This is a genomic window from Brevibacillus sp. JNUCC-41 (assembly GCF_014844095.1).
GTDB classification, from domain to species: domain Bacteria; phylum Bacillota; class Bacilli; order Bacillales; family DSM-1321; genus Peribacillus; species Peribacillus aracenensis.
Genome location: NZ_CP062163.1, coordinates 2108616 through 2128795 on the forward strand (window position 1 = coordinate 2108616; position 20180 = coordinate 2128795).

The 20180-nt window shown below is 42.4% G+C and carries 16 protein-coding genes, 4 tRNA genes and 3 rRNA genes; 18 read left to right on the top strand and 5 right to left on the bottom strand.

Annotated features, from left to right (window positions below; genetic code table 11):
- Window positions 1-8: 8 nt before the first annotated feature.
- From JNUCC41_RS10505 to tsaD, 11 genes are all read left to right on the top strand, one after another.
- Window positions 9-85 (top strand) — tRNA-Arg (locus JNUCC41_RS10505).
- A gap of 7 nt (window positions 86-92) precedes the next feature.
- Window positions 93-169, top strand: a tRNA-Pro gene (locus tag JNUCC41_RS10510).
- A gap of 29 nt (window positions 170-198) precedes the next feature.
- Window positions 199-272, top strand: a tRNA-Gly gene (locus JNUCC41_RS10515).
- 95 nt (window positions 273-367) lie between these two features.
- Window positions 368-1918, top strand: a 16S ribosomal RNA gene (locus tag JNUCC41_RS10520).
- A gap of 177 nt (window positions 1919-2095) precedes the next feature.
- A 23S ribosomal RNA gene (locus JNUCC41_RS10525) occupies window positions 2096-5027 on the top strand.
- A gap of 119 nt (window positions 5028-5146) precedes the next feature.
- Window positions 5147-5262 (top strand): 5S ribosomal RNA (gene rrf, locus JNUCC41_RS10530).
- Together the 16S, 23S and 5S rRNA genes with 4 tRNA genes alongside form the textbook arrangement of a ribosomal RNA operon.
- Window positions 5263-5328: 66 nt before the next feature.
- A tRNA-Met gene (locus JNUCC41_RS10535) sits at window positions 5329-5402 on the top strand.
- Between the two features lie 198 nt (window positions 5403-5600).
- Entirely contained in the window at window positions 5601-6053 is a 453-nt protein-coding gene (gene tsaE / locus JNUCC41_RS10540; RefSeq protein WP_192207536.1) for a tRNA (adenosine(37)-N6)-threonylcarbamoyltransferase complex ATPase subunit type 1 TsaE, read from the top strand.
- Entirely contained in the window at window positions 6053-6745 is a 693-nt protein-coding gene (gene tsaB, locus JNUCC41_RS10545) for a tRNA (adenosine(37)-N6)-threonylcarbamoyltransferase complex dimerization subunit type 1 TsaB (protein WP_192207537.1), read from the top strand. Before tsaE ends, tsaB begins: the two co-directional genes overlap by 1 nt.
- 22 nt (window positions 6746-6767) lie before the next feature.
- Window positions 6768-7220 carry a ribosomal protein S18-alanine N-acetyltransferase gene (gene rimI, locus JNUCC41_RS10550; protein WP_192207538.1) on the top strand — a complete coding sequence of 151 codons (453 nt, stop codon included), beginning with the start codon at window positions 6768-6770 and terminating at the stop codon, window positions 7218-7220.
- Window positions 7217-8230, top strand: coding sequence for a tRNA (adenosine(37)-N6)-threonylcarbamoyltransferase complex transferase subunit TsaD (tsaD, locus tag JNUCC41_RS10555; protein ID WP_192207539.1), 1014 nt, complete (start codon window positions 7217-7219; stop codon window positions 8228-8230). The genes rimI and tsaD overlap by 4 nt, the downstream gene beginning before the upstream one ends.
- 279 nt (window positions 8231-8509) lie before the next feature.
- On the opposite strand, the gene JNUCC41_RS10560 is transcribed toward tsaD, so the two are convergent.
- Window positions 8510-10429: an ABC transporter ATP-binding protein gene (locus JNUCC41_RS10560; protein WP_192207540.1), complete on the bottom strand. Its 1920-nt coding sequence runs from the start codon at window positions 10427-10429 to the stop codon at window positions 8510-8512.
- A gap of 133 nt (window positions 10430-10562) precedes the next feature.
- On the opposite strand from JNUCC41_RS10560, the gene moaC reads away from it, so the two are divergent.
- Window positions 10563-11069: a cyclic pyranopterin monophosphate synthase MoaC gene (gene moaC / locus JNUCC41_RS10565; RefSeq protein ID WP_192207541.1), complete on the top strand. Its 507-nt coding sequence runs from the start codon at window positions 10563-10565 to the stop codon at window positions 11067-11069.
- A 33-nt stretch (window positions 11070-11102) separates the two neighbouring features.
- Window positions 11103-11762, top strand: coding sequence for a redox-sensing transcriptional repressor Rex (locus JNUCC41_RS10570; RefSeq protein WP_034306345.1), 660 nt, complete (start codon window positions 11103-11105; stop codon window positions 11760-11762).
- 29 nt (window positions 11763-11791) lie between these two features.
- Here the strand turns inward: JNUCC41_RS10570 and JNUCC41_RS10575 are convergent, their stop codons facing one another.
- On the bottom strand, window positions 11792-12004 hold the full coding sequence (locus JNUCC41_RS10575) for a YdiK family protein (RefSeq protein WP_034306342.1): 213 nt from the start codon (window positions 12002-12004) through the stop codon (window positions 11792-11794).
- The gene (locus JNUCC41_RS10580) at window positions 12001-12726 is read right to left on the bottom strand and encodes a CPBP family intramembrane glutamic endopeptidase (protein WP_192207542.1); all 726 of its coding nucleotides are present in this window, start codon (window positions 12724-12726) and stop codon (window positions 12001-12003) included. The genes JNUCC41_RS10575 and JNUCC41_RS10580 overlap by 4 nt, the downstream gene beginning before the upstream one ends.
- Before the next feature lie 334 nt (window positions 12727-13060).
- Between JNUCC41_RS10580 and groES the strand changes: the two genes are divergently transcribed.
- Together groES and groL are read left to right on the top strand one after the other, a co-directional pair.
- On the top strand, window positions 13061-13345 hold the full coding sequence (gene groES, locus JNUCC41_RS10585) for a co-chaperone GroES (protein ID WP_034306337.1): 285 nt from the start codon (window positions 13061-13063) through the stop codon (window positions 13343-13345).
- Window positions 13346-13404: 59 nt separating this feature from the next.
- Window positions 13405-15042, top strand: coding sequence for a chaperonin GroEL (groL, locus tag JNUCC41_RS10590; protein WP_192207543.1), 1638 nt, complete (start codon window positions 13405-13407; stop codon window positions 15040-15042).
- Window positions 15043-15146: 104 nt separating this feature from the next.
- Here groL and JNUCC41_RS10595 read toward each other — a convergent pair whose 3' ends face one another.
- Both JNUCC41_RS10595 and JNUCC41_RS10600 read right to left on the bottom strand, forming a co-directional pair.
- A complete protein-coding gene (locus JNUCC41_RS10595) occupies window positions 15147-16307 on the bottom strand; it encodes a site-specific integrase (protein WP_192207544.1) in 1161 nt (386 codons plus the stop codon).
- 18 nt (window positions 16308-16325) lie between these two features.
- Complete coding sequence (locus tag JNUCC41_RS10600; protein WP_192207545.1) at window positions 16326-16808, bottom strand: helix-turn-helix domain-containing protein; 483 nt, start codon at window positions 16806-16808, stop codon at window positions 16326-16328.
- Window positions 16809-17019: 211 nt separating this feature from the next.
- Here JNUCC41_RS10600 and JNUCC41_RS10605 point away from each other — a divergent pair, with 211 nt between their 5' ends.
- The 3 genes from JNUCC41_RS10605 to JNUCC41_RS10615 are packed head-to-tail and all read left to right on the top strand — an operon-like array spanning window position 17020 to window position 19893.
- Complete coding sequence (locus JNUCC41_RS10605) at window positions 17020-17322, top strand: DNA-binding protein (protein WP_061142113.1); 303 nt, start codon at window positions 17020-17022, stop codon at window positions 17320-17322.
- A gap of 20 nt (window positions 17323-17342) precedes the next feature.
- Window positions 17343-17510, top strand: coding sequence for a hypothetical protein (locus tag JNUCC41_RS10610; RefSeq protein ID WP_192207546.1), 168 nt, complete (start codon window positions 17343-17345; stop codon window positions 17508-17510).
- On the top strand, window positions 17479-19893 hold the full coding sequence (locus tag JNUCC41_RS10615) for a DUF927 domain-containing protein (protein WP_192207547.1): 2415 nt from the start codon (window positions 17479-17481) through the stop codon (window positions 19891-19893). Before JNUCC41_RS10610 ends, JNUCC41_RS10615 begins: the two co-directional genes overlap by 32 nt.
- Window positions 19894-20180 lie beyond the last annotated feature (287 nt).

Genomic DNA, 20180 nt, shown 5'->3' on the forward strand with positions numbered 1-20180 from the left:
AGAAATTAGCGCCCGTAGCTCAATTGGATAGAGCATCTGACTACGAATCAGAAGGTTGTAGGTTCGACTCCCGCCGGGCGCACCATATTTTACGGGAAGTAGCTCAGCTTGGTAGAGCACTTGGTTTGGGACCAAGGGGTCGCAGGTTCGAATCCTGTCTTCCCGACCATTCTTTCTTAAAATATTTAAAAATTAAATGCGGGTGTAGTTTAGTGGTAAAACCTCAGCCTTCCAAGCTGATGATGAGAGTTCGATTCTCTTCACCCGCTCCATTATTGCTCTTTGAAAACTGAACAAAACAAAGCGCCAACGTTAAATTTTAAGTGAGCACACACTATCAAAAAAGCAAATGAGCAAGTCAAACATTTCTTCGGAGAGTTTGATCCTGGCTCAGGACGAACGCTGGCGGCGTGCCTAATACATGCAAGTCGAGCGAATCGACGGGAGCTTGCTCCCTGAGGTTAGCGGCGGACGGGTGAGTAACACGTGGGCAACCTGCCTATAAGACTGGGATAACTTCGGGAAACCGGAGCTAATACCGGATACGTTCTTTTCTCGCATGAGAGAAGATGGAAAGACGGTTTACGCTGTCACTTATAGATGGGCCCGCGGCGCATTAGCTAGTTGGTGAGGTAATGGCTCACCAAGGCGACGATGCGTAGCCGACCTGAGAGGGTGATCGGCCACACTGGGACTGAGACACGGCCCAGACTCCTACGGGAGGCAGCAGTAGGGAATCTTCCGCAATGGACGAAAGTCTGACGGAGCAACGCCGCGTGAACGAAGAAGGCCTTCGGGTCGTAAAGTTCTGTTGTTAGGGAAGAACAAGTACCAGAGTAACTGCTGGTACCTTGACGGTACCTAACCAGAAAGCCACGGCTAACTACGTGCCAGCAGCCGCGGTAATACGTAGGTGGCAAGCGTTGTCCGGAATTATTGGGCGTAAAGCGCGCGCAGGTGGTTCCTTAAGTCTGATGTGAAAGCCCACGGCTCAACCGTGGAGGGTCATTGGAAACTGGGGGACTTGAGTGCAGAAGAGGAAAGTGGAATTCCAAGTGTAGCGGTGAAATGCGTAGAGATTTGGAGGAACACCAGTGGCGAAGGCGACTTTCTGGTCTGTAACTGACACTGAGGCGCGAAAGCGTGGGGAGCAAACAGGATTAGATACCCTGGTAGTCCACGCCGTAAACGATGAGTGCTAAGTGTTAGAGGGTTTCCGCCCTTTAGTGCTGCAGCTAACGCATTAAGCACTCCGCCTGGGGAGTACGGCCGCAAGGCTGAAACTCAAAGGAATTGACGGGGGCCCGCACAAGCGGTGGAGCATGTGGTTTAATTCGAAGCAACGCGAAGAACCTTACCAGGTCTTGACATCCTCTGACAACCCTAGAGATAGGGCTTTCCCCTTCGGGGGACAGAGTGACAGGTGGTGCATGGTTGTCGTCAGCTCGTGTCGTGAGATGTTGGGTTAAGTCCCGCAACGAGCGCAACCCTTGATCTTAGTTGCCAGCATTCAGTTGGGCACTCTAAGGTGACTGCCGGTGACAAACCGGAGGAAGGTGGGGATGACGTCAAATCATCATGCCCCTTATGACCTGGGCTACACACGTGCTACAATGGATGGTACAAAGGGCTGCAAACCTGCGAAGGTAAGCGAATCCCATAAAGCCATTCTCAGTTCGGATTGCAGGCTGCAACTCGCCTGCATGAAGCCGGAATCGCTAGTAATCGCGGATCAGCATGCCGCGGTGAATACGTTCCCGGGCCTTGTACACACCGCCCGTCACACCACGAGAGTTTGTAACACCCGAAGTCGGTGAGGTAACCTTTATGGAGCCAGCCGCCTAAGGTGGGACAGATGATTGGGGTGAAGTCGTAACAAGGTAGCCGTATCGGAAGGTGCGGCTGGATCACCTCCTTTCTAAGGATAATTACGAGAGCGCTTTTGTTTTGTTCAGTTTTGAATGAGTAATTCATTCAAATAGGAAAGACAAGCATCACGATGTGATGTCATTCTTTCTGCATTGTTCCTTGAAAACTAGATAATAGATAGAAGGCAATTAATTTTTTTCAAAGCATCTGTAAGATCTTTTTTAACGGTTAAGTTAGAAAGGGCGCACGGTGGATGCCTTGGCACTAGGAGCCGATGAAGGACGGGACTAACACCGATATGCTTCGGGGAGCTGTAAGTAAGCTTTGATCCGGAGATTTCCGAATGGGGAAACCCACTGTTCGTAATGGAACAGTATCTTTACCTGAATACATAGGGTACTGAAGGCAGACCCGGGGAACTGAAACATCTAAGTACCCGGAGGAAGAGAAAGCAAACGCGATTTCCTGAGTAGCGGCGAGCGAAACGGAATTAGCCCAAACCAAGAGGCTTGCCTCTTGGGGTTGTAGGACACTCAACATGGAGTTACAAAGGAACGGGGTAAATGAAGCGACCTGGAAAGGTCCGTCGAAGAAGGTAAAAACCCTGTAGTTGAAACTTCGTTCCCTCCTGAGTGGATCCTGAGTACGGCGGGACACGAGAAATCCCGTCGGAAGCAGGGAGGACCATCTCCCAAGGCTAAATACTCCCTAGTGACCGATAGTGAACCAGTACCGTGAGGGAAAGGTGAAAAGCACCCCGGAAGGGGAGTGAAATAGATCCTGAAACCGTGTGCCTACAAGTAGTCAAAGCCCGTTAATGGGTAATGGCGTGCCTTTTGTAGAATGAACCGGCGAGTTACGATTTCATGCGAGGTTAAGTTGATAAGACGGAGCCGCAGCGAAAGCGAGTCTGAATAGGGCGAATGAGTATGAGGTCGTAGACCCGAAACCAGGTGATCTACCCATGTCCAGGGTGAAGTTCAGGTAACACTGAATGGAGGCCCGAACCCACGCACGTTGAAAAGTGCGGGGATGAGGTGTGGGTAGCGGAGAAATTCCAATCGAACCTGGAGATAGCTGGTTCTCTCCGAAATAGCTTTAGGGCTAGCCTCAAGATGAGAGTATTGGAGGTAGAGCACTGATTGGACTAGGGGCCCCCAACGGGTTACCGAATTCAGTCAAACTCCGAATGCCAAATACTTATTCTTGGGAGTCAGACTGCGAGTGATAAGATCCGTAGTCGAAAGGGAAACAGCCCAGACCACCAGCTAAGGTCCCAAAGTATACGTTAAGTGGAAAAGGATGTGGAGTTGCTTAGACAACCAGGATGTTGGCTTAGAAGCAGCCACCATTTAAAGAGTGCGTAATAGCTCACTGGTCGAGTGACTCCGCGCCGAAAATGTACCGGGGCTAAACGTATCACCGAAGCTGTGGATTGACACCATTGGGTGTCAGTGGTAGGAGAGCGTTCTAAGGGCGTTGAAGTCAGACCGGAAGGACTGGTGGAGCGCTTAGAAGTGAGAATGCCGGTATGAGTAGCGAAAGAAGGGTGAGAATCCCTTCCACCGAATGCCTAAGGTTTCCTGAGGAAGGCTCGTCCGCTCAGGGTTAGTCGGGACCTAAGCCGAGGCCGAAAGGCGTAGGCGATGGACAACAGGTTGATATTCCTGTACCACCTATACATCGTTTGAACGATGGGGGACGCAGAAGGATAGGGTAAGCGCGCTGTTGGATATGCGCGTCCAAGCAGTTAGGCCGGAAACGAGGCAAATCCCGTTTCCATTAAGGCGGAGCTGTGATGGCGAGGGAAATATAGTACCGAAGTTCCTGATTCCACGCTGCCAAGAAAAGCCTCTAGTGAGATGTAAGGTGCCCGTACCGCAAACCGACACAGGTAGGCGAGGAGAGAATCCTAAGGTGTGCGAGAGAACTCTCGTTAAGGAACTCGGCAAAATGACCCCGTAACTTCGGGAGAAGGGGTGCTTTTTAGGGTGAATAGCCCAGAAAAGCCGCAGTGAATAGGCCCAGGCGACTGTTTAGCAAAAACACAGGTCTCTGCGAAGCCGCAAGGCGAAGTATAGGGGCTGACACCTGCCCGGTGCTGGAAGGTTAAGGGGAGAGGTTAGCGCAAGCGAAGCTTTGAACCGAAGCCCCAGTAAACGGCGGCCGTAACTATAACGGTCCTAAGGTAGCGAAATTCCTTGTCGGGTAAGTTCCGACCCGCACGAAAGGTGTAACGATCTGGGCACTGTCTCAACGAGAGACTCGGTGAAATTATAGTACCTGTGAAGATGCAGGTTACCCGCGACAGGACGGAAAGACCCCGTGGAGCTTTACTGCAGCCTGATATTGAATTTTGGTACAGCTTGTACAGGATAGGTAGGAGCCTGAGAAGCCGGAGCGCTAGCTTCGGTGGAGGCGTTGGTGGGATACTACCCTGGCTGTATTGAAATTCTAACCCGCGCCCCTTATCGGGGTGGGAGACAGTGTCAGGTGGGCAGTTTGACTGGGGCGGTCGCCTCCTAAAGAGTAACGGAGGCGCCCAAAGGTTCCCTCAGAATGGTTGGAAATCATTCGTAGAGTGTAAAGGCACAAGGGAGCTTGACTGCGAGACCTACAAGTCGAGCAGGGACGAAAGTCGGGCTTAGTGATCCGGTGGTTCCGCATGGAAGGGCCATCGCTCAACGGATAAAAGCTACCCCGGGGATAACAGGCTTATCTCCCCCAAGAGTCCACATCGACGGGGAGGTTTGGCACCTCGATGTCGGCTCATCGCATCCTGGGGCTGTAGTCGGTCCCAAGGGTTGGGCTGTTCGCCCATTAAAGCGGTACGCGAGCTGGGTTCAGAACGTCGTGAGACAGTTCGGTCCCTATCCGTCGCGGGCGCAGGAAATTTGAGAGGAGCTGTCCTTAGTACGAGAGGACCGGGATGGACGCACCGCTGGTGTACCAGTTGTCTTGCCAAAGGCATAGCTGGGTAGCTACGTGCGGACGGGATAAGTGCTGAAAGCATCTAAGCATGAAGCCCCCCTCAAGATGAGATTTCCCATGGCGCAAGCTAGTAAGATCCCTGAAAGATGATCAGGTTGATAGGTCAGAGGTGGAAGCGTGGCGACATGTGGAGCTGACTGATACTAATAGATCGAGGACTTAACCAACGCTTTAAAAAAATGAAATACCTTCTTATTATTATCTAGTTTTGAAGGAATGAAAATTTCTTCTTGCATTTTGATTTCATACATGTTATGATAGTAAATGTGCAAAAAAAGATTAAATGTTTGGTGACGATAGCGAAGAGGTCACACCCGTTCCCATTCCGAACACGGCAGTTAAGCTCTTCAGCGCCGATGGTAGTTGGGGGTTTCCCCCTGTGAGAGTAGGACGTCGCCAAGCTATAATCTTTGTATTCTTTTTGAGTAATCGGGAATACTATTTTTATAAAAGAAGCATTTATACCGTCGCGGGGTGGAGCAGTCCGGTAGCTCGTCGGGCTCATAACCCGAAGGTCGCAGGTTCAAATCCTGTCCCCGCAATCATGAAAAAAACGAAACCCAGGTTTCGTTTTTTTGTTTTATCCGAAATTAGAATAATTATGTCCTTAACTTATTTGTTTCTTCTTTTGAAACAAGGTAAACTACATATAGAATGGTTTTTGTTCCATAATATTTCGTTTATGGTTCTTGACATGAACTTTAGGACGTTTTCCTAATAATGATAAAGGTGATTGATATATGCAACAGGTTGAATGGATTTCTCAGAATGAGGAAGAAACAGTGCGATTTGCGCAGGAATTGGCACAAAAGCTTTCAAGCGGCGATGTGCTGGCTTTAGAAGGTGATTTGGGTGCAGGGAAGACGGCATTCACAAAAGGATTGGCTCAAGGATTAGGTGTTACCAGAATGGTGAATAGCCCTACCTTTACGATAATAAAGGAATACATGGGACGTTTGCCTTTACATCATATGGATGTATATCGGGTAAGTGAATCGGAAGAAGATTTAGGATTTGAAGAATATTTTGATGGTGATGGTGTGACTGTCGTTGAATGGGCCCATTTAATAAAGGATCACCTTCCGGAGGAAATCTTGACCATTTATATTTATCGCCTGAGCGATACAAGCCGGCGATTTGTTCTGGAAGCCAAAGGCGAACGATATGTAAAGTTATGTAAGGAGATTATTTGATGAAGGTTTTAGCTATAGATACATCGAATTTCACATTAGGGGTTTCCCTGGTAAACGGGAGCCAAGTAATTGGTGAGTATACGACGAACCTAAAGAAAAATCATTCGGTGCGGGTTATGCCAGCAATTGAAACACTGCTGAGGGATTGTGATACTAAACCGAAGGATTTGACTAAGATAGTGGTCGCTCAAGGCCCAGGATCCTATACAGGCGTCAGGATTGGAGTGACGATTGCAAAAAGCTTGGCCTGGACACTTCAGATTCCGTTATCGGGTGTTTCCAGCTTAGAGGTTTTAGCAGCTAATGGACGTTATTTTAACGGGTTGATCTCTCCGTTGTTCGATGCTAGAAGAGGGCAGATTTATACTGGATTATATGAAATGGAAAATAACTCTTTAAAGACAGTCATTGAAGATTGTAATATTTTATCCTCTGAGTGGGCGAATCAATTGATGGAATTAAATCGTCCCGTTTTATTCGTTGGTCAAGATGTGGACATCCACCGGGATGCAATTACGGAAGCTTTAGGCGAATTAGCTGTATTTGCTCCGGTACAGTCATATAACTCAAGACCAAGCGAACTGGCATTCCTTGGTCTTGATAAGACTGAAGTCGATGTTCACCAGTTTGTACCGAATTATATCCGCATGGCTGAAGCAGAAGCTAAGTGGCTTGAACAGCAGGGGAAATAAACAAGGAAAGCGACCGATTATTATGAGTAAAACATTGACGTTCCGAAAGATGAATACGGAAGATATCGACCAAGTGCTAATTGTGGAAAAGCAGTCCTTCACTTTGCCTTGGAGCCGGGAAGCTTTTTTTAACGAACTGAATCATAATCAATATGCTGTATACATGGTGATAGAAGATGAAGGGAAAATTGCCGGTTATTGCGGTGCGTGGATCGTCATTGATGAATCGCACATTACCAATATAGCGATATTGCCAGAATACCGAGGGCAAAAGCTTGGGGAAGCTTTGCTCAGGAAGATGATTGAAATCTCCATATCGATGGGTGTGGTCAGGATGACGCTTGAGGTACGGGTCAGTAATACAATAGCCATTTCGCTTTATGAAAAACTTGGTTTCCAAAAGGGTGGAATCCGAAAAAATTATTATACGGACAATCAAGAAGATGCTTATGTTATGTGGGTGAATTTTTCATGAAAAAAGATCAATTTATATTAGGAATTGAAACGAGCTGCGATGAAACTGCGGCAGCTGTCATAAAAAATGGAACGGAGATACTGAGTAATGTCGTGGCTTCACAAATCGAAAGCCATAAACGTTTTGGCGGTGTCGTCCCGGAAATAGCTTCCCGTCATCATGTAGAACAAATTACGATCGTTCTTGAAGAAGCATTGGTGCAAGCCGGTGTGACATATGAAGACTTGGATGCCATTGCCGTTACAGAAGGTCCCGGACTGGTAGGGGCACTGTTAATAGGCGTGAATGCGGCGAAGGCTGTAGCTTTCGCACATGGAATACCGATTGTCGGCACGCATCATATCGCGGGTCATATCTATGCAAATCGTCTTATTCAGGAGATCGAATATCCTGCGCTTTCTTTAGTCGTTTCGGGAGGCCATACGGAATTGGTCCTTTTAGAGAAACCGGGTACTTTCAAGGTGATAGGAGAAACGCGGGATGATGCAGCAGGTGAGGCATATGATAAAGTGGCCCGAACCTTGGGGCTCCCTTATCCTGGCGGCCCTCATATCGATAGGCTGGCACAAGAAGGTTCACCAACTTTGAAACTGCCTCGGGCATGGTTGGATGGCAGCTATGATTTTTCCTTCAGCGGGTTGAAATCAGCGGTAATCAACACTTTGCATAACGCTGAACAGCGCGGGGAAAAAATTGAACCTAAAGATTTAGCCGCAAGTTTCCAAGCTAGCGTGATAGAAGTGCTTGTTATGAAAGCTGTAAAGGCTGCAAAGGAATATAATGTGAAGCAGGTATTGCTTGCTGGAGGAGTTGCGGCAAATAAAGGCCTTAGGGAAGCATTAACGGAAGCTTTTAAGGATTTACCTATGGATATATCCATTCCGCCCCTATATCTTTGTACGGACAATGCCGCCATGATCGGTGCTGCTGGCAGTGTCATGTTTGAAAAGGGAAAACGATCTGGTTTGGATTTGAACGGAAATCCTGGTTTGGACATTGAAGCATTTTAATTGACGAGAAGACAGGATCCCTCACTTAGGCATCCTGTCTTTTTTACCGTGTTTATAAAAAAATAGAATATTCTGTGGATAAAGTTTTTTTGATGATCATACTGCATGTGTATAAAGTGGGGTTTTTGTGGATAAGTGGATATGTTTCTGTGGATAATGTGCATAACCCAAATTAATGGCTAGTGAGCGGTAAGTGGTTTGTTAACAATTTTGTGGATAACTTTCAAGTGAAGTTTTATTGGAAAAGAAAAAGACCGAGTCAATTAACTCGGTCTTCTGTCATTCTTCCAGTTCAGTCCATTCTTCAAGAAGCTGGTCCAAACTTTCCTGGGCATGATCAAGCTTTGTTTGGACCTCCATTACTTTTTCATGGTCCTGAAAAACATTTGGATCACAAAGGAGATCATTATATTCGTTTATTTCGATCTCAAGAAGCTCCATGGCTGCCTCGATTTCCTCAATGCGCCGCTTTCGCTGGCGTTCAGCTTTTTTTGCTTCTTTATCAATTTTGTAATTTGTTTTTTCTACAGCTGCATCTAAAGTTTTAGCCTGCTCCTGCTGTTCTAGTGCTTGGATTTCCGCCTGCTCCTGTTTCTTCTCTAGATAGTAATCATAATCACCGAGGAATTCCTCGTTGCCGTCTTTGGAGAGCTCTATCACTTTCGTTGCTATCCGATTTATGAAATAACGGTCATGTGAAACGAAAAGAATAGTTCCCGGATAATCGATCAAGGCGTTTTCAAGCACTAATTTACTATCGAGGTCCAAATGGTTCGTTGGTTCATCAAGAATTAAAAAATTCCCTTTTTGCATCATCATTTTGGCAAGGGCAAGCCGTGCCTTTTCGCCCCCGCTTAGTGTGGAAACGGTTTTCAAAACATCGTCCCCGCTAAATAGAAAATTACCGAGTACGGTGCGAATGTCCTTTTCCGGTTTAAGGGGATAGTCGTCCCATAATTCATTAAGTACGCGTTTATTGGAAACAAGGTTAGCCTGTTCTTGATCGTAGTAGCTGACTTCTACGTTCGTTCCAAAACGGTAACCACCAGAAAGTGCAGGCAGCTTAGAAATGATCGTTTTCAATAAAGTTGATTTTCCAACGCCATTTGGGCCAACAAGTGCTATGCTTTCTCCTTTAGTCATCCGGGAATTTATATTCTTTGATACCGTTTCCCCTTCGTATCCAATAGCCAAGTCCTGGAGTTGAAGTACTTCATTTCCGCTTTGCTTTTCAATCTGGAAAGAAAAATTCGCGGATTTTTCATCACCTTGCGGCTTGTCCAATACATCCATCTTTTCGAGCTGTTTGCGTCTGCTTTGTGCTCTTTTCGTCGTGGAAGCCCTGGTGATATTACGTTGGACAAAGTCGCGAAGCTTTTCAATTTCCCCTTGTTGCTTCTCGAACAGTTTCATGTCCCGCTCATAATCTTCCGCTTTTCCCTCTAAGTAAGAACTATAATTACCATGGTATTTTTTCATGTTATTCCGGGAAATCTCATATACGAGGTTTACTACTTTATCTAAAAAATAACGGTCATGGGAAACAATAAGGACAGCTCCCTGGTAGCTTTGTAAATATTGTTCAAGCCAAGAGAGGGTTTCGATATCCAGATGGTTCGTCGGCTCATCCAGAATCAATATGTCCGGTTTCCTTAAAAGCAGTTTCCCTAATGCAAGCCTTGTTTTTTGTCCACCGCTTAAAGTGGAAATGGGGGTAGAATAGTCAAAGTCAGCAAACTGAAGTCCATGCAATACGGAACGGATATCCGCCTCATATTGATAGCCGCCCTTCTCTTTGAATTGCACCATCAAAGTGTCGTATTCATTCAGCACTTTTTGGTAAATTGTTTCGTTTTCAAAGATGTCAGGTCTGGCCATATCAGCCTCAAGGCGACGTAGGTCCTTTTCTTGCTCTATAAGGTCGGTGAATACAGTCAGCATCTCATCCCAAATGGTCAGTTCGGATTCCAATCCCGTATCCTGGGCCATATAGCCGATTGTGACGCCTTTTGGTTTGATTATCTCACCGCCATCATGGGAAAGCTGCCCGGCTATGATTTTAAGCAGAGTGGATTTACCGGCGCCATTTCGGCCGACAAGTGCAATTCGATCTTTATTTTGAACTTCGAGCTTCATATTTGATAAAATAAGTTCAGCTCCATAATATTTCGATAGTTGATTGATTTGTAATAAAATCATAGATTTCACCTCAATTGATTATTGTTAGTGTAACGTATTTTAGTTATTATCGGCAACAGCTTGGTTCCAAGCTTAAACAAAAGCTGTTACATAAAGTGGAATAATAGTGTATGATTTAGGAGGGGTTACTTAAATGGGAGACTTAACGCATTTTAATGAACAGGGCAGGGCCAAAATGGTCGATGTGAGTGCTAAGCCTGAAACAACCCGGACGGCAGTAGCTCAATCGAGCATTTTATTGAATGATGAAATATATGAATTGGTCACGAACCATAAAATGAAAAAAGGTGATGTACTGGCTGTTGCGCAAGTTGCAGGAATAATGGCCAGCAAGAATACATCCAATATAATTCCGATGTGCCATCCCATTGCTCTGCAAGGGGTCAATATAGCCTTTGATTGGGAAAAAGAAGAACAAGGATATAGGCTTACGATTGAAACGGAAGCTAAGACAAAAGGGAGTACAGGTGTGGAAATGGAAGCGTTAACAGCTGCATCCGTGACTGCCTTGACTGTTTATGACATGTGTAAGGCCATTGATAAGGGAATGGTGATCGGGCCTACATTCTTAGTGGAGAAAACAGGCGGAGTGTCCAGTAGCGATTATAAAAGGCAAGTAAAGCAAACAGATAGAGATTAAGTTGAAAAGCATGTGTGAAAGCGGGGAAGAACAATGAACCATGACCCAAAGATACCGCAGGCGACAGCCAAAAGGTTGCCATTGTATTATCGATTTTTAAAGAACTTACATTCCTCAGGCAAACAAAGAGTTTCCTCGGCAGAGCTAAGTGAAGCTGTAAAAGTGGATTCTGCCACAATTCGCCGTGATTTTTCCTACTTTGGCGCGCTTGGGAAAAAAGGCTACGGCTACAATGTCAATTACTTATTATCCTTCTTTAGAAAAACACTAGATCAAGATGAATTGACCAAAGTCGCTTTAATCGGGGTAGGAAATTTAGGAACCGCTTTTTTAAATTACAATTTCATGAAAAATAATAATACAAAAATTGAAATGGCTTTCGAGGTTTCTGAAGAAAAGGTCGGCAAGCGAATAGCTGATGTGCCCATCTATCATATGGATCAAATCGATACATTATTGCAGGAAAATAATATTACTGCGGCTATTTTGACAGTGCCAGCACAGGTAGCCCAGACGATAACCGATCGTCTAGTCAAAGCTGATATAAAAGGAATATTGAATTTCACACCTGCACGGCTGACTGTGCCTCCATCCATAAGGGTTCACCACATTGACCTGGCCGTGGAGCTTCAGTCGCTTATCTACTTCCTGAAACATTATCCTGTAGTGGAAGAAGCCGCATTGGAGGAATGAAAAAAACGCTGCATCATTGCAGCGTTTTTTTATTTTTTCTTATTTTTTTGTGCAGCTTTAATCTTAAAGTGCAGCATGATCATGCGTAATCCCGATCCAAAATCAAGAGTTGCAATAAGGACAAGTATGTAGGCAAAGAGTCCCCATCCGGAAGAATTGACGGTTTGAATCGCGATAGCGGTAAAAAGAGCTCCTAAGCCAGCATAGATGATGCCCATGAATAATGGTGATTGACGTTTCATAATAAACCTCCGATGAAGGCCTGTGCAGTATCTAGCATCTTCTCAATATCCTCCCGATATACCACTTGAAGGATGATAACAAGCGTATTCATTGCAATATGAGCGCTCATGGAAACGAGAATGCGACCTGTTTTCGCATAAAGGAAAGCAAAGGTGAAGCCCATTGCCGTATATAATAGAAGATGTTCAAATTCACCATGCGCCAAGCCGAAAATTACTGAGCTGATTAAAGCTGAAATAAAGAAGTTAAAGCGTTTATGAAGTGACCCGAAAATGATTTTCCGGAAAATTAATTCTTCCAATATAGGTCCAATTACTGAAGTGACGAAAATGACCATGGGGACTTTATAAATGAGTGAAATAAGTTGCTGCGTATTTTCAGATTCAGACTCCACCCCAAGCATTTGTTCAATGCTGCCGGCAATGCTTTGTGCAAAAAGAGCCATGAACACTCCTGCAACTGCCCATAATATGGACATCGGGACGGTAGTTTGATTTCTCGTGTCCAACTGTTCCCTCATATCTTTTTTCATTAAAAAAAGAATCAAGAATAAAGCAGCGAGAAAACTGAAAACTATCCAATATGCTGCAGACTTCACTTCGAGTTCATCGGCCGGCATTCCGGTAGAAGACCCGATAAGCATGAAAATGGGTACCCCAACAATACTGGATAATTGCATGGCAATATAAGTGATGATGACGAACCAATATTCTTTTTTCAAAAATGAAAACTCCTTTTATAGTCACCCATCCCGTTCGGAACGTTCCTGATATGGGGACAATCTATAAACGCATACTCCAAAATGGTATCAAATATTGAGGCAGAACACCACTTAAAGGTACCCCTAACATAACATTTCAATAACCTTGTTAAGGAAATCATTATGTTAAAGTAGTTTACCCTTAATTTATCAGAAATTAATAAAAAATTTTCAATAAGATACTTGCAAAAAAGGCTCGGTTTATTTAATATTATAAATGTGTTAGCACTCGATGATGAAGAGTGCTAATAATCATGAAACAAATTATCAAGAGAATATGAGGAGGTTGTTTCACTTGTTAAAACCATTAGGTGATCGCGTTATTATTGAACTAGTTCAAACTGAAGAAAAAACTGCAAGCGGTATTGTTCTTCCTGATACTGCTAAAGAAAAGCCACAAGAAGGTAAGGTAGTAGCAGTTGGTACTGGCCGTGTTCTTGAAAATGGCGAACGTGTTGCTTTAGAGGTTGCCCAAGGCGATCTAATTATCTTCTCAAAATATGCAGGTACTGAAGTTAAATACGAAGACACTGAATACTTAATTTTACGTGAAAGCGACATTCTAGCTGTAATCGGCTAATTATACATCATACTTAACTGAACGAAAATTTTCTTAAAATTTTAGGGAGGTACTTATAAATGGCTAAAGAAATTAAATTTAGTGAAGAAGCTCGCCGCTCCATGCTTCGTGGTGTGGACGCACTTGCAGATGCAGTTAAAGTAACGCTTGGACCAAAAGGTCGTAACGTGGTTCTTGAGAAAAAATTCGGTTCACCGCTTATCACAAATGACGGTGTGACGATCGCTAAAGAAATCGAATTAGAAGATGCATTCGAAAACATGGGTGCAAAATTGGTTGCTGAAGTAGCAAGCAAAACAAACGACGTAGCTGGTGACGGTACTACTACTGCAACGGTTCTTGCACAAGCGATGATCCGTGAAGGTCTTAAAAACGTAACAGCTGGTGCTAACCCAATGGGTATCCGTAAAGGAATCGAAAAAGCGGTTAATACTGCAATTGCAGAATTAAAAGCAATTTCTCAACCTGTTGAAAACAAAGAATCAATCGCACAAGTTGCTGCCATCTCTTCAGCTGATGAAGAAGTGGGCCAACTGATAGCAGAAGCAATGGAGCGCGTTGGTAACGACGGCGTCATCACAATCGAAGAGTCTAAAGGTTTCACAACTGAATTGGACGTAGTAGAAGGTATGCAGTTCGATCGCGGATATGCATCTCCATACATGGTTACTGATTCAGATAAAATGGAAGCTGTCCTTGAGAATCCATATATCTTGATCACAGATAAAAAAATCACGAATATCCAAGAAATCCTTCCTGTCCTTGAACAAGTTGTTCAACAAGGGAAACCGCTATTATTGATTGCTGAAGATGTAGAAGGCGAGGCGCTTGCAACTCTTGTTGTGAACAAACTTCGTGGAACATTCAACGCTGTTGCGGTTAAGGCTCCTGGATTCGGTGACCGTCGTAAAGCAATGCTTGAAGACATCGCGGCTCTTACAGGCGGCGAAGTGATCACTGAAGAAATCGGACTTGATCTTAAATCCGCAACAATCGATTCATTAGGCCGTGCGTCTAAAGTGGTTGTTACAAAAGAAAATACAACAATCGTTGAAGGTTCTGGAGACACAGCTCAAATTCAAGCTCGTGTAAACCAAATCCGTGTTCAATTAGAAGAAACAACTTCTGAATTCGACCGTGAAAAATTACAAGAACGCCTTGCTAAATTAGCTGGTGGCGTAGCGGTAATCAAAGTCGGTGCAGCTACCGAAACAGAATTGAAAGAACGTAAACTTCGTATTGAAGATGCATTGAACTCCACTCGTGCCGCTGTTGAAGAAGGTATCGTAGCCGGTGGTGGTACAGCACTTCTTAACGTATACAATAAAATCGCTGAAATTCAAGCGGAAGGCGACGTAGCAACAGGCGTGAAAATCGTTCTTCGTGCAATCGAAGAGCCTGTTCGTCAAATCGCTCACAATGCCGGTCTTGAAGGCTCTGTAATCGTAGAGCGCCTTAAAGGCGAAGCAGTAGGCACTGGCTTCAATGCAGCTACTGGACAATGGGTGAACATGATCGAATCCGGTATCGTCGATCCTACTAAAGTAACTCGTTCAGCTCTACAAAACGCTGGTTCTGTAGCAGCTATGTTCTTAACAACAGAAGCTGTTGTTGCTGACAAACCAGAACCTGCTGGCTCTGGCGGCATGGGCATGCCTGATATGGGCGGCATGGGCGGAATGGGCGGCATGATGTAATCATCGCCTAGAACCCTTGGTATATAGGGGTTTGTAAGGTGGAGATTAGTGAAATGCTAACTTTTTGCTAACTTTCAGTTTTTGAAACAAATTTACTTCACCAATTAGAGAAGACCTTTCGTAAGTTCACTGAACTTATGGGAGGTCTTTTCTTCGATATTTTTTGTCATATGAGCGTAAATGTTCATCGTCGTGTTGATGTCTGAATGCCCTAATCTTTCTTGAATCTCTTTTACGCCTGCCCCAGCTTCAATGAGAAGGGATGTATGAGTATGTCTAAAGCTATGGGGTGTAATATGCTTGTCTACATCCATATGCTTCATTAAACGCTGTAAACGCAATACCATTTGCTTCATAACCCTCGGATGACCGATGTTTTCTGCAAAAATGAAATCTTGGTCCTCATATACTAACCGTTGTTTCATTTTCAATTCCATCTGCTCACGCTTGTGTGCTTTGAATAAGGCGACAAGTCCATCGTCAATCATGATTGTCCGGATTGACTTTTTTGTTTTTGGGGTTAGAAGTTGATAACCTGTACTTCTGTTATTTGGATTATAGTATGTCTTGGTGATTCTTATTGTTTTCTTAGTAAGGTCCAGGTCTGTCCATTTTAATGCTAACATTTCTCCCAAGCGCATACCGGTATATGCCAAAGTAGCAAAACATAGATAGTCTAGATATAATCCATGTTCTTTTGTGATACGTAGAAAGGTTTTCAGTTCATTTAACTCAAGAAACTTTCCCTTAACCTCGTCTTCCTCGATATCCTCAACAGTCACATGCTTTTTGGGCATGACAAAACCATAGGTTGGATTTGTCTTTATCAAGTCTTGCCTGATAGCATGCTTGAAGATCATGTTTCCCGTTGTATGGATACTGTCAATATAGTTATGGCTAAATTGTTTGCTTAATTCATCTATGCGAGTTTGGTACATATGCCTTGTAATCTTTTTCAAAGGAGTATTTTGCCACGAAGAGACAAGGTGTTTCATCGCTATCTTGCGCGCTCGAACGCTACTGATTTTTACTTGGTGTTCATAATAGCTTAACCATTCAGTAGCAAATTCTTCAAAGGTTATGTTGCTTTCCTGAAACACTCCACCGTTTGCTATAGCATCTTCTACCTTGTTAGCAGCAAGTTGAGCCTCTTTTTTTGTTTTAAAGCCGGATTTAGTAATTTGTCTCCGTTTGCCGGTTACTGGATCTTTTGCGACGTTAACCATGTAAGCCCATTTGTCACCACGTTTTAAAATGTGCGCCATTAGTTCACCTCCCTTCAATTAATCTTCTAGCAGCAATTCAAGCATTGTTTTAACTTTTTCAATTTCTATTCTAGTTAATACGCGATCTTTATAAAAAATATCATTGGTATCTTGTGTTATTAAATGATGTAAATTAAAGAAATTGCTCTTCAATTCTTCTTCAGTGTATCTCACATATTTTTCCGAACCATTTTCATCAGTCTTTTTATATACAGTTTTCACATTAAAACAAATATTTGTGAATTCTTCCTCGTTGGTTGTAGGGAATTCGTTTGATGTTGCCATATAGCCAGCAGCTCTCATCAATATGAAATAATCAACACCTAAACCATTCGCGATTTTTTTAATCATGTCAGGTTGTGGAGTATCCCTTGAACCATTTTCAATTTGTGAAATGTATGATTGAGAAACGCCAGATTTTTTGCTTACAGTATTAATGGTCATATCATTATCAATTCTTATTTCTTTTATCTTTTTACCGAATGGACTAATTGCTCTCATAATTTACCCCCCCTAATAAAAAAGTATAAAACCGTTATTTAATAAAACCTTCCATCAAAGAAAGATAACACAATAACACAATAACACACAAGTGAAATATTTTTATACACACTTGCAATAACATTTTGGTTATTATATCATGTTTAGTAACAATCTGTTAAATGATTCTTTATTAAATTTAATGATTGTAAAGATAGAAGGAGGAGTAGTTATGATTACTTTAGAGATTAACCAAGAACAGTTGAAAGAGTTGTATCTTAGAAAAGTGGAAGAGCGTCTTGAGGAACTTGAGGCAGAGGTGTTTTTTATGAATTCTAAACAACTAACGTCATATCTCAATATGTCTTGGAATTCAATTTGTACGCACCTTTTATACGAAGAGAACTTTCCTAAAATTCGCCTCGGGAGTAAATGGTTGTTTAAAAGAAAGGATGTTCAAGAATATATGGAAAAATACTACGATAATGTGAGAAATAATGGCGGAGATATTCTGAAATATAAAAGGAAAGGATGAATGTTGTTGTGAGGAGAAACATGCAACCTGATGCGAAGAAAAAAAGCCCATTAGCTCATTGGGGTGAGTTAATAGGCATGAAAAAACATTACACTATTATTTTAAATCGTATCACTCGTTTTATCAATCAAATATGTGAAGAAGAGGGGGATAATCATGTTACACAGCTCTTACGTACGAGAGGTTGAAATGATATTCCCGAACACGAAAATCATAAAATGTCTGGGTTACTCGAATGGAAATACTCATTACAGTACAGCGAAAAAGCCACTTGGCTCCTATATTAATAGAGAGAGCTTAACTGAAACAGAGATTAAAGACCACCTAGCAAGGGGAGGGTGGATCGGTGCTCTAGTACCAAAAGGATTTATCGTTATTGATGTCGATGATGTAGAACACGGTTCTTATTTAATTAAACTTTTAAAGGGCGAAAGAGTTCGACATCACTTAATTAGGACCCCGCGAGGCTATCAGTTCGTGTTTAAGGCGTCATCAACATCAAACAAGCAAGTTAAAATGATTAGTCGATTTTTTACATCACTCGGAATACTTATTGATACACGTGTTGGAACAACGAATAGCTTTATTGTGTTTCCGAGCCAGAATACAGAAAAACGCTTTATTGTTGAGGTTGCAGAAGATTTAGACGAGCTTCCTGTTTACTTAAGACCAGTATGGAATGCCCAGAAAACCAAAGACTATTACTTTGCGATTCCAATGGTAAATGGGTCTCGTAACCAATCACTTTATGACCTTGGAAGACGACTTAAATCTATAAATGTTCCATTAGACCAAGTGAAAAAAAGCATGCTATTAATCTATAAATATTTCTGTATTGACAAGGATCGAAGTTATACATGGGAGGACGTTAAGGCCTCAATAGATAGCATCACTAAGTTAGAACAAACCTCAAGAAAAAAGGAAGAACCTTTAGAAGTAAATAATATCTTCCAATCGTTTGAATTTAAGCTTCCTGATCCTTATCTGAAAAAAGAAGGTTCACTCTACAAAAAAGAAATGAAAAAAATTGATGGTAAATTACAAGAAGTTAGCACTTTTGTGAGTCGGAATGTACCTTACATTACTAAATACTTAGAGCACCTAGAGAGAAGCGAAATATACTATGAAATTTGCTGGAATAACATGGGGAGAGACTTTAACGAAACAGTTGCAGCCAGCACAATTGCTTCAAAACGTGAGATTCTATCTCTAGCTGATAAAGGACTAAGTTGCAATGACTCTAATTCCAAACATTTAATAGAATACTTTGATCTGTTCATAGCAAAAAACGATATTCCAACTGTACAGATTGTTAATCGGCTTGGGCAGATTAAAGGAAAATTCATTCACCCAGTAATATCAAATGAGATTCAGGTACTACCAAATGATGGGGGAGAACTTCAACTACATGAATCTTTTAAGGTAAAGGGGACTGTTGATAGTTGGATCAAAAATGTTTTTAATTTGGTTAAAAATCATCCGAAAGCAGTTCTTCCTATCCTTTCTTCATTTGCTTCTGTGATTTTGCACGAATTTGATATGAAACCCATTGTTATTGATGTATCAGGGGCATCAAGTAGTGGGAAAAGTGGCCTTCTTAGAATGTGTGCATCTGTATGGGGTGATCCTGAAAGATATCTTGGAACATTCAATACTACACTCGTAGCAGTTGAAAGAAGATCTACCTTTTTAAACTCATTTCCTCAAATCCTGGATGATTCAAACGGTGCGAATGAAACTAAAATGATACAACCAATGATTTACCAATACGTTAATAATACAGGAAAGCAAAGAGGAAGCTTGAATGGCAGTCAATACACGGATTCATGGAATTCTTTAATGATTACTTCTGGAGAGAATGAGATCGTAACATATGCAAACGCCCAAGGAGTTCCTGCCCGCGTCATACTAATTTCAAACTTTTCATTTGAAGGAGAAGACCATGATTATTTGAGGAAAGTGTATGATTCGTTTCGAGATAATTACGGAGCAATCGGAATAGAGTTTTTAAAAAGATGGCAGGAAAATCGAGAGCACTATATGAAATATTTTAAAGCATATGAAAAACAATTTTTAGAAATTAGTTGTGATAATAATATTTTAAAGCGGTTATCAAGACATTACTCTTTCATTGTATTTACAGGAAGAGTGTTAAATGAGATGTTTAAAAACGAATCTATTGAAATAAATTTGAGGGATTTAGAAGAACTCTTTGTTGAAATGTCTAAAACAAATAAGGCAATGGACTTGCCAATTGTGGAACTACAAAATGCTTTGGAGGATATTGATGCAAATCGCAATAAACTGTATGCAGATTACGAGCCACAGGGAACAATCAACGCTTTTTTCCATAATGGAGATTTTTACTTTGCACCTGCTTATTTAAAACAACGGTTAGGACTCAACGAAAAGCAAATTCGCTACCTATGGATGAAAAGAGGACTGACTGACACATTTATCAATAAAGACAATGAAGTCGATTACAAAGTCATAAAAAAAAATAAGCGATCGTTTAGAGGCGTATTAGTGAATAGGGAGATCATTGAGCAATTGGGATTTAATTTCAGTTAAACGGATTGGATGATTGGATGGGGTTACAATGGTTACACATAGTTACAAGTTAATGTAGCCCCTTAAGTATTGATAGACCGTGGATTGAAGCCGTTTATGTAAATAGTTACAAGGGTTACAGAGTTATATATTTAGTATATTAATCTAATGTAAGTTTATTATTAGTTAATAGTCCAGTATGTAAAAATATATGTAACTCTGTAACTAGACAGAATAACACCAGTTAAACAGTTATACAGTAGGGATTATAGTGTTACATAGCATTGTATCTGAAAAGGAAATAATGT

Bases quoted from the DNA above. Each gene is read 5' to 3' on its own strand.
- tsaE (WP_192207536.1), top strand. From the start codon at position 5,601: ATGCAACAGGTTGAATGGATTTCTCAGAATGAGGAAGAAACAGTGCGA.
- tsaB (WP_192207537.1), top strand. From the start codon at position 6,053: ATGAAGGTTTTAGCTATAGATACATCGAATTTCACATTAGGGGTTTCC.
- rimI (WP_192207538.1), top strand. From the start codon at position 6,768: ATGAGTAAAACATTGACGTTCCGAAAGATGAATACGGAAGATATCGAC.
- tsaD (WP_192207539.1), top strand. From the start codon at position 7,217: ATGAAAAAAGATCAATTTATATTAGGAATTGAAACGAGCTGCGATGAA.
- JNUCC41_RS10560 (WP_192207540.1), bottom strand. From the start codon at position 10,429: ATGATTTTATTACAAATCAATCAACTATCGAAATATTATGGAGCTGAA.
- moaC (WP_192207541.1), top strand. From the start codon at position 10,563: ATGGGAGACTTAACGCATTTTAATGAACAGGGCAGGGCCAAAATGGTC.
- JNUCC41_RS10570 (WP_034306345.1), top strand. From the start codon at position 11,103: ATGAACCATGACCCAAAGATACCGCAGGCGACAGCCAAAAGGTTGCCA.
- JNUCC41_RS10575 (WP_034306342.1), bottom strand. From the start codon at position 12,004: ATGAAACGTCAATCACCATTATTCATGGGCATCATCTATGCTGGCTTA.
- groL (WP_192207543.1), top strand. From the start codon at position 13,405: ATGGCTAAAGAAATTAAATTTAGTGAAGAAGCTCGCCGCTCCATGCTT.
- JNUCC41_RS10595 (WP_192207544.1), bottom strand. From the start codon at position 16,307: ATGGCGCACATTTTAAAACGTGGTGACAAATGGGCTTACATGGTTAAC.
- JNUCC41_RS10600 (WP_192207545.1), bottom strand. From the start codon at position 16,808: ATGAGAGCAATTAGTCCATTCGGTAAAAAGATAAAAGAAATAAGAATT.
- JNUCC41_RS10605 (WP_061142113.1), top strand. From the start codon at position 17,020: ATGATTACTTTAGAGATTAACCAAGAACAGTTGAAAGAGTTGTATCTT.
- JNUCC41_RS10610 (WP_192207546.1), top strand. From the start codon at position 17,343: ATGCAACCTGATGCGAAGAAAAAAAGCCCATTAGCTCATTGGGGTGAG.
- JNUCC41_RS10615 (WP_192207547.1), top strand. From the start codon at position 17,479: ATGTTACACAGCTCTTACGTACGAGAGGTTGAAATGATATTCCCGAAC.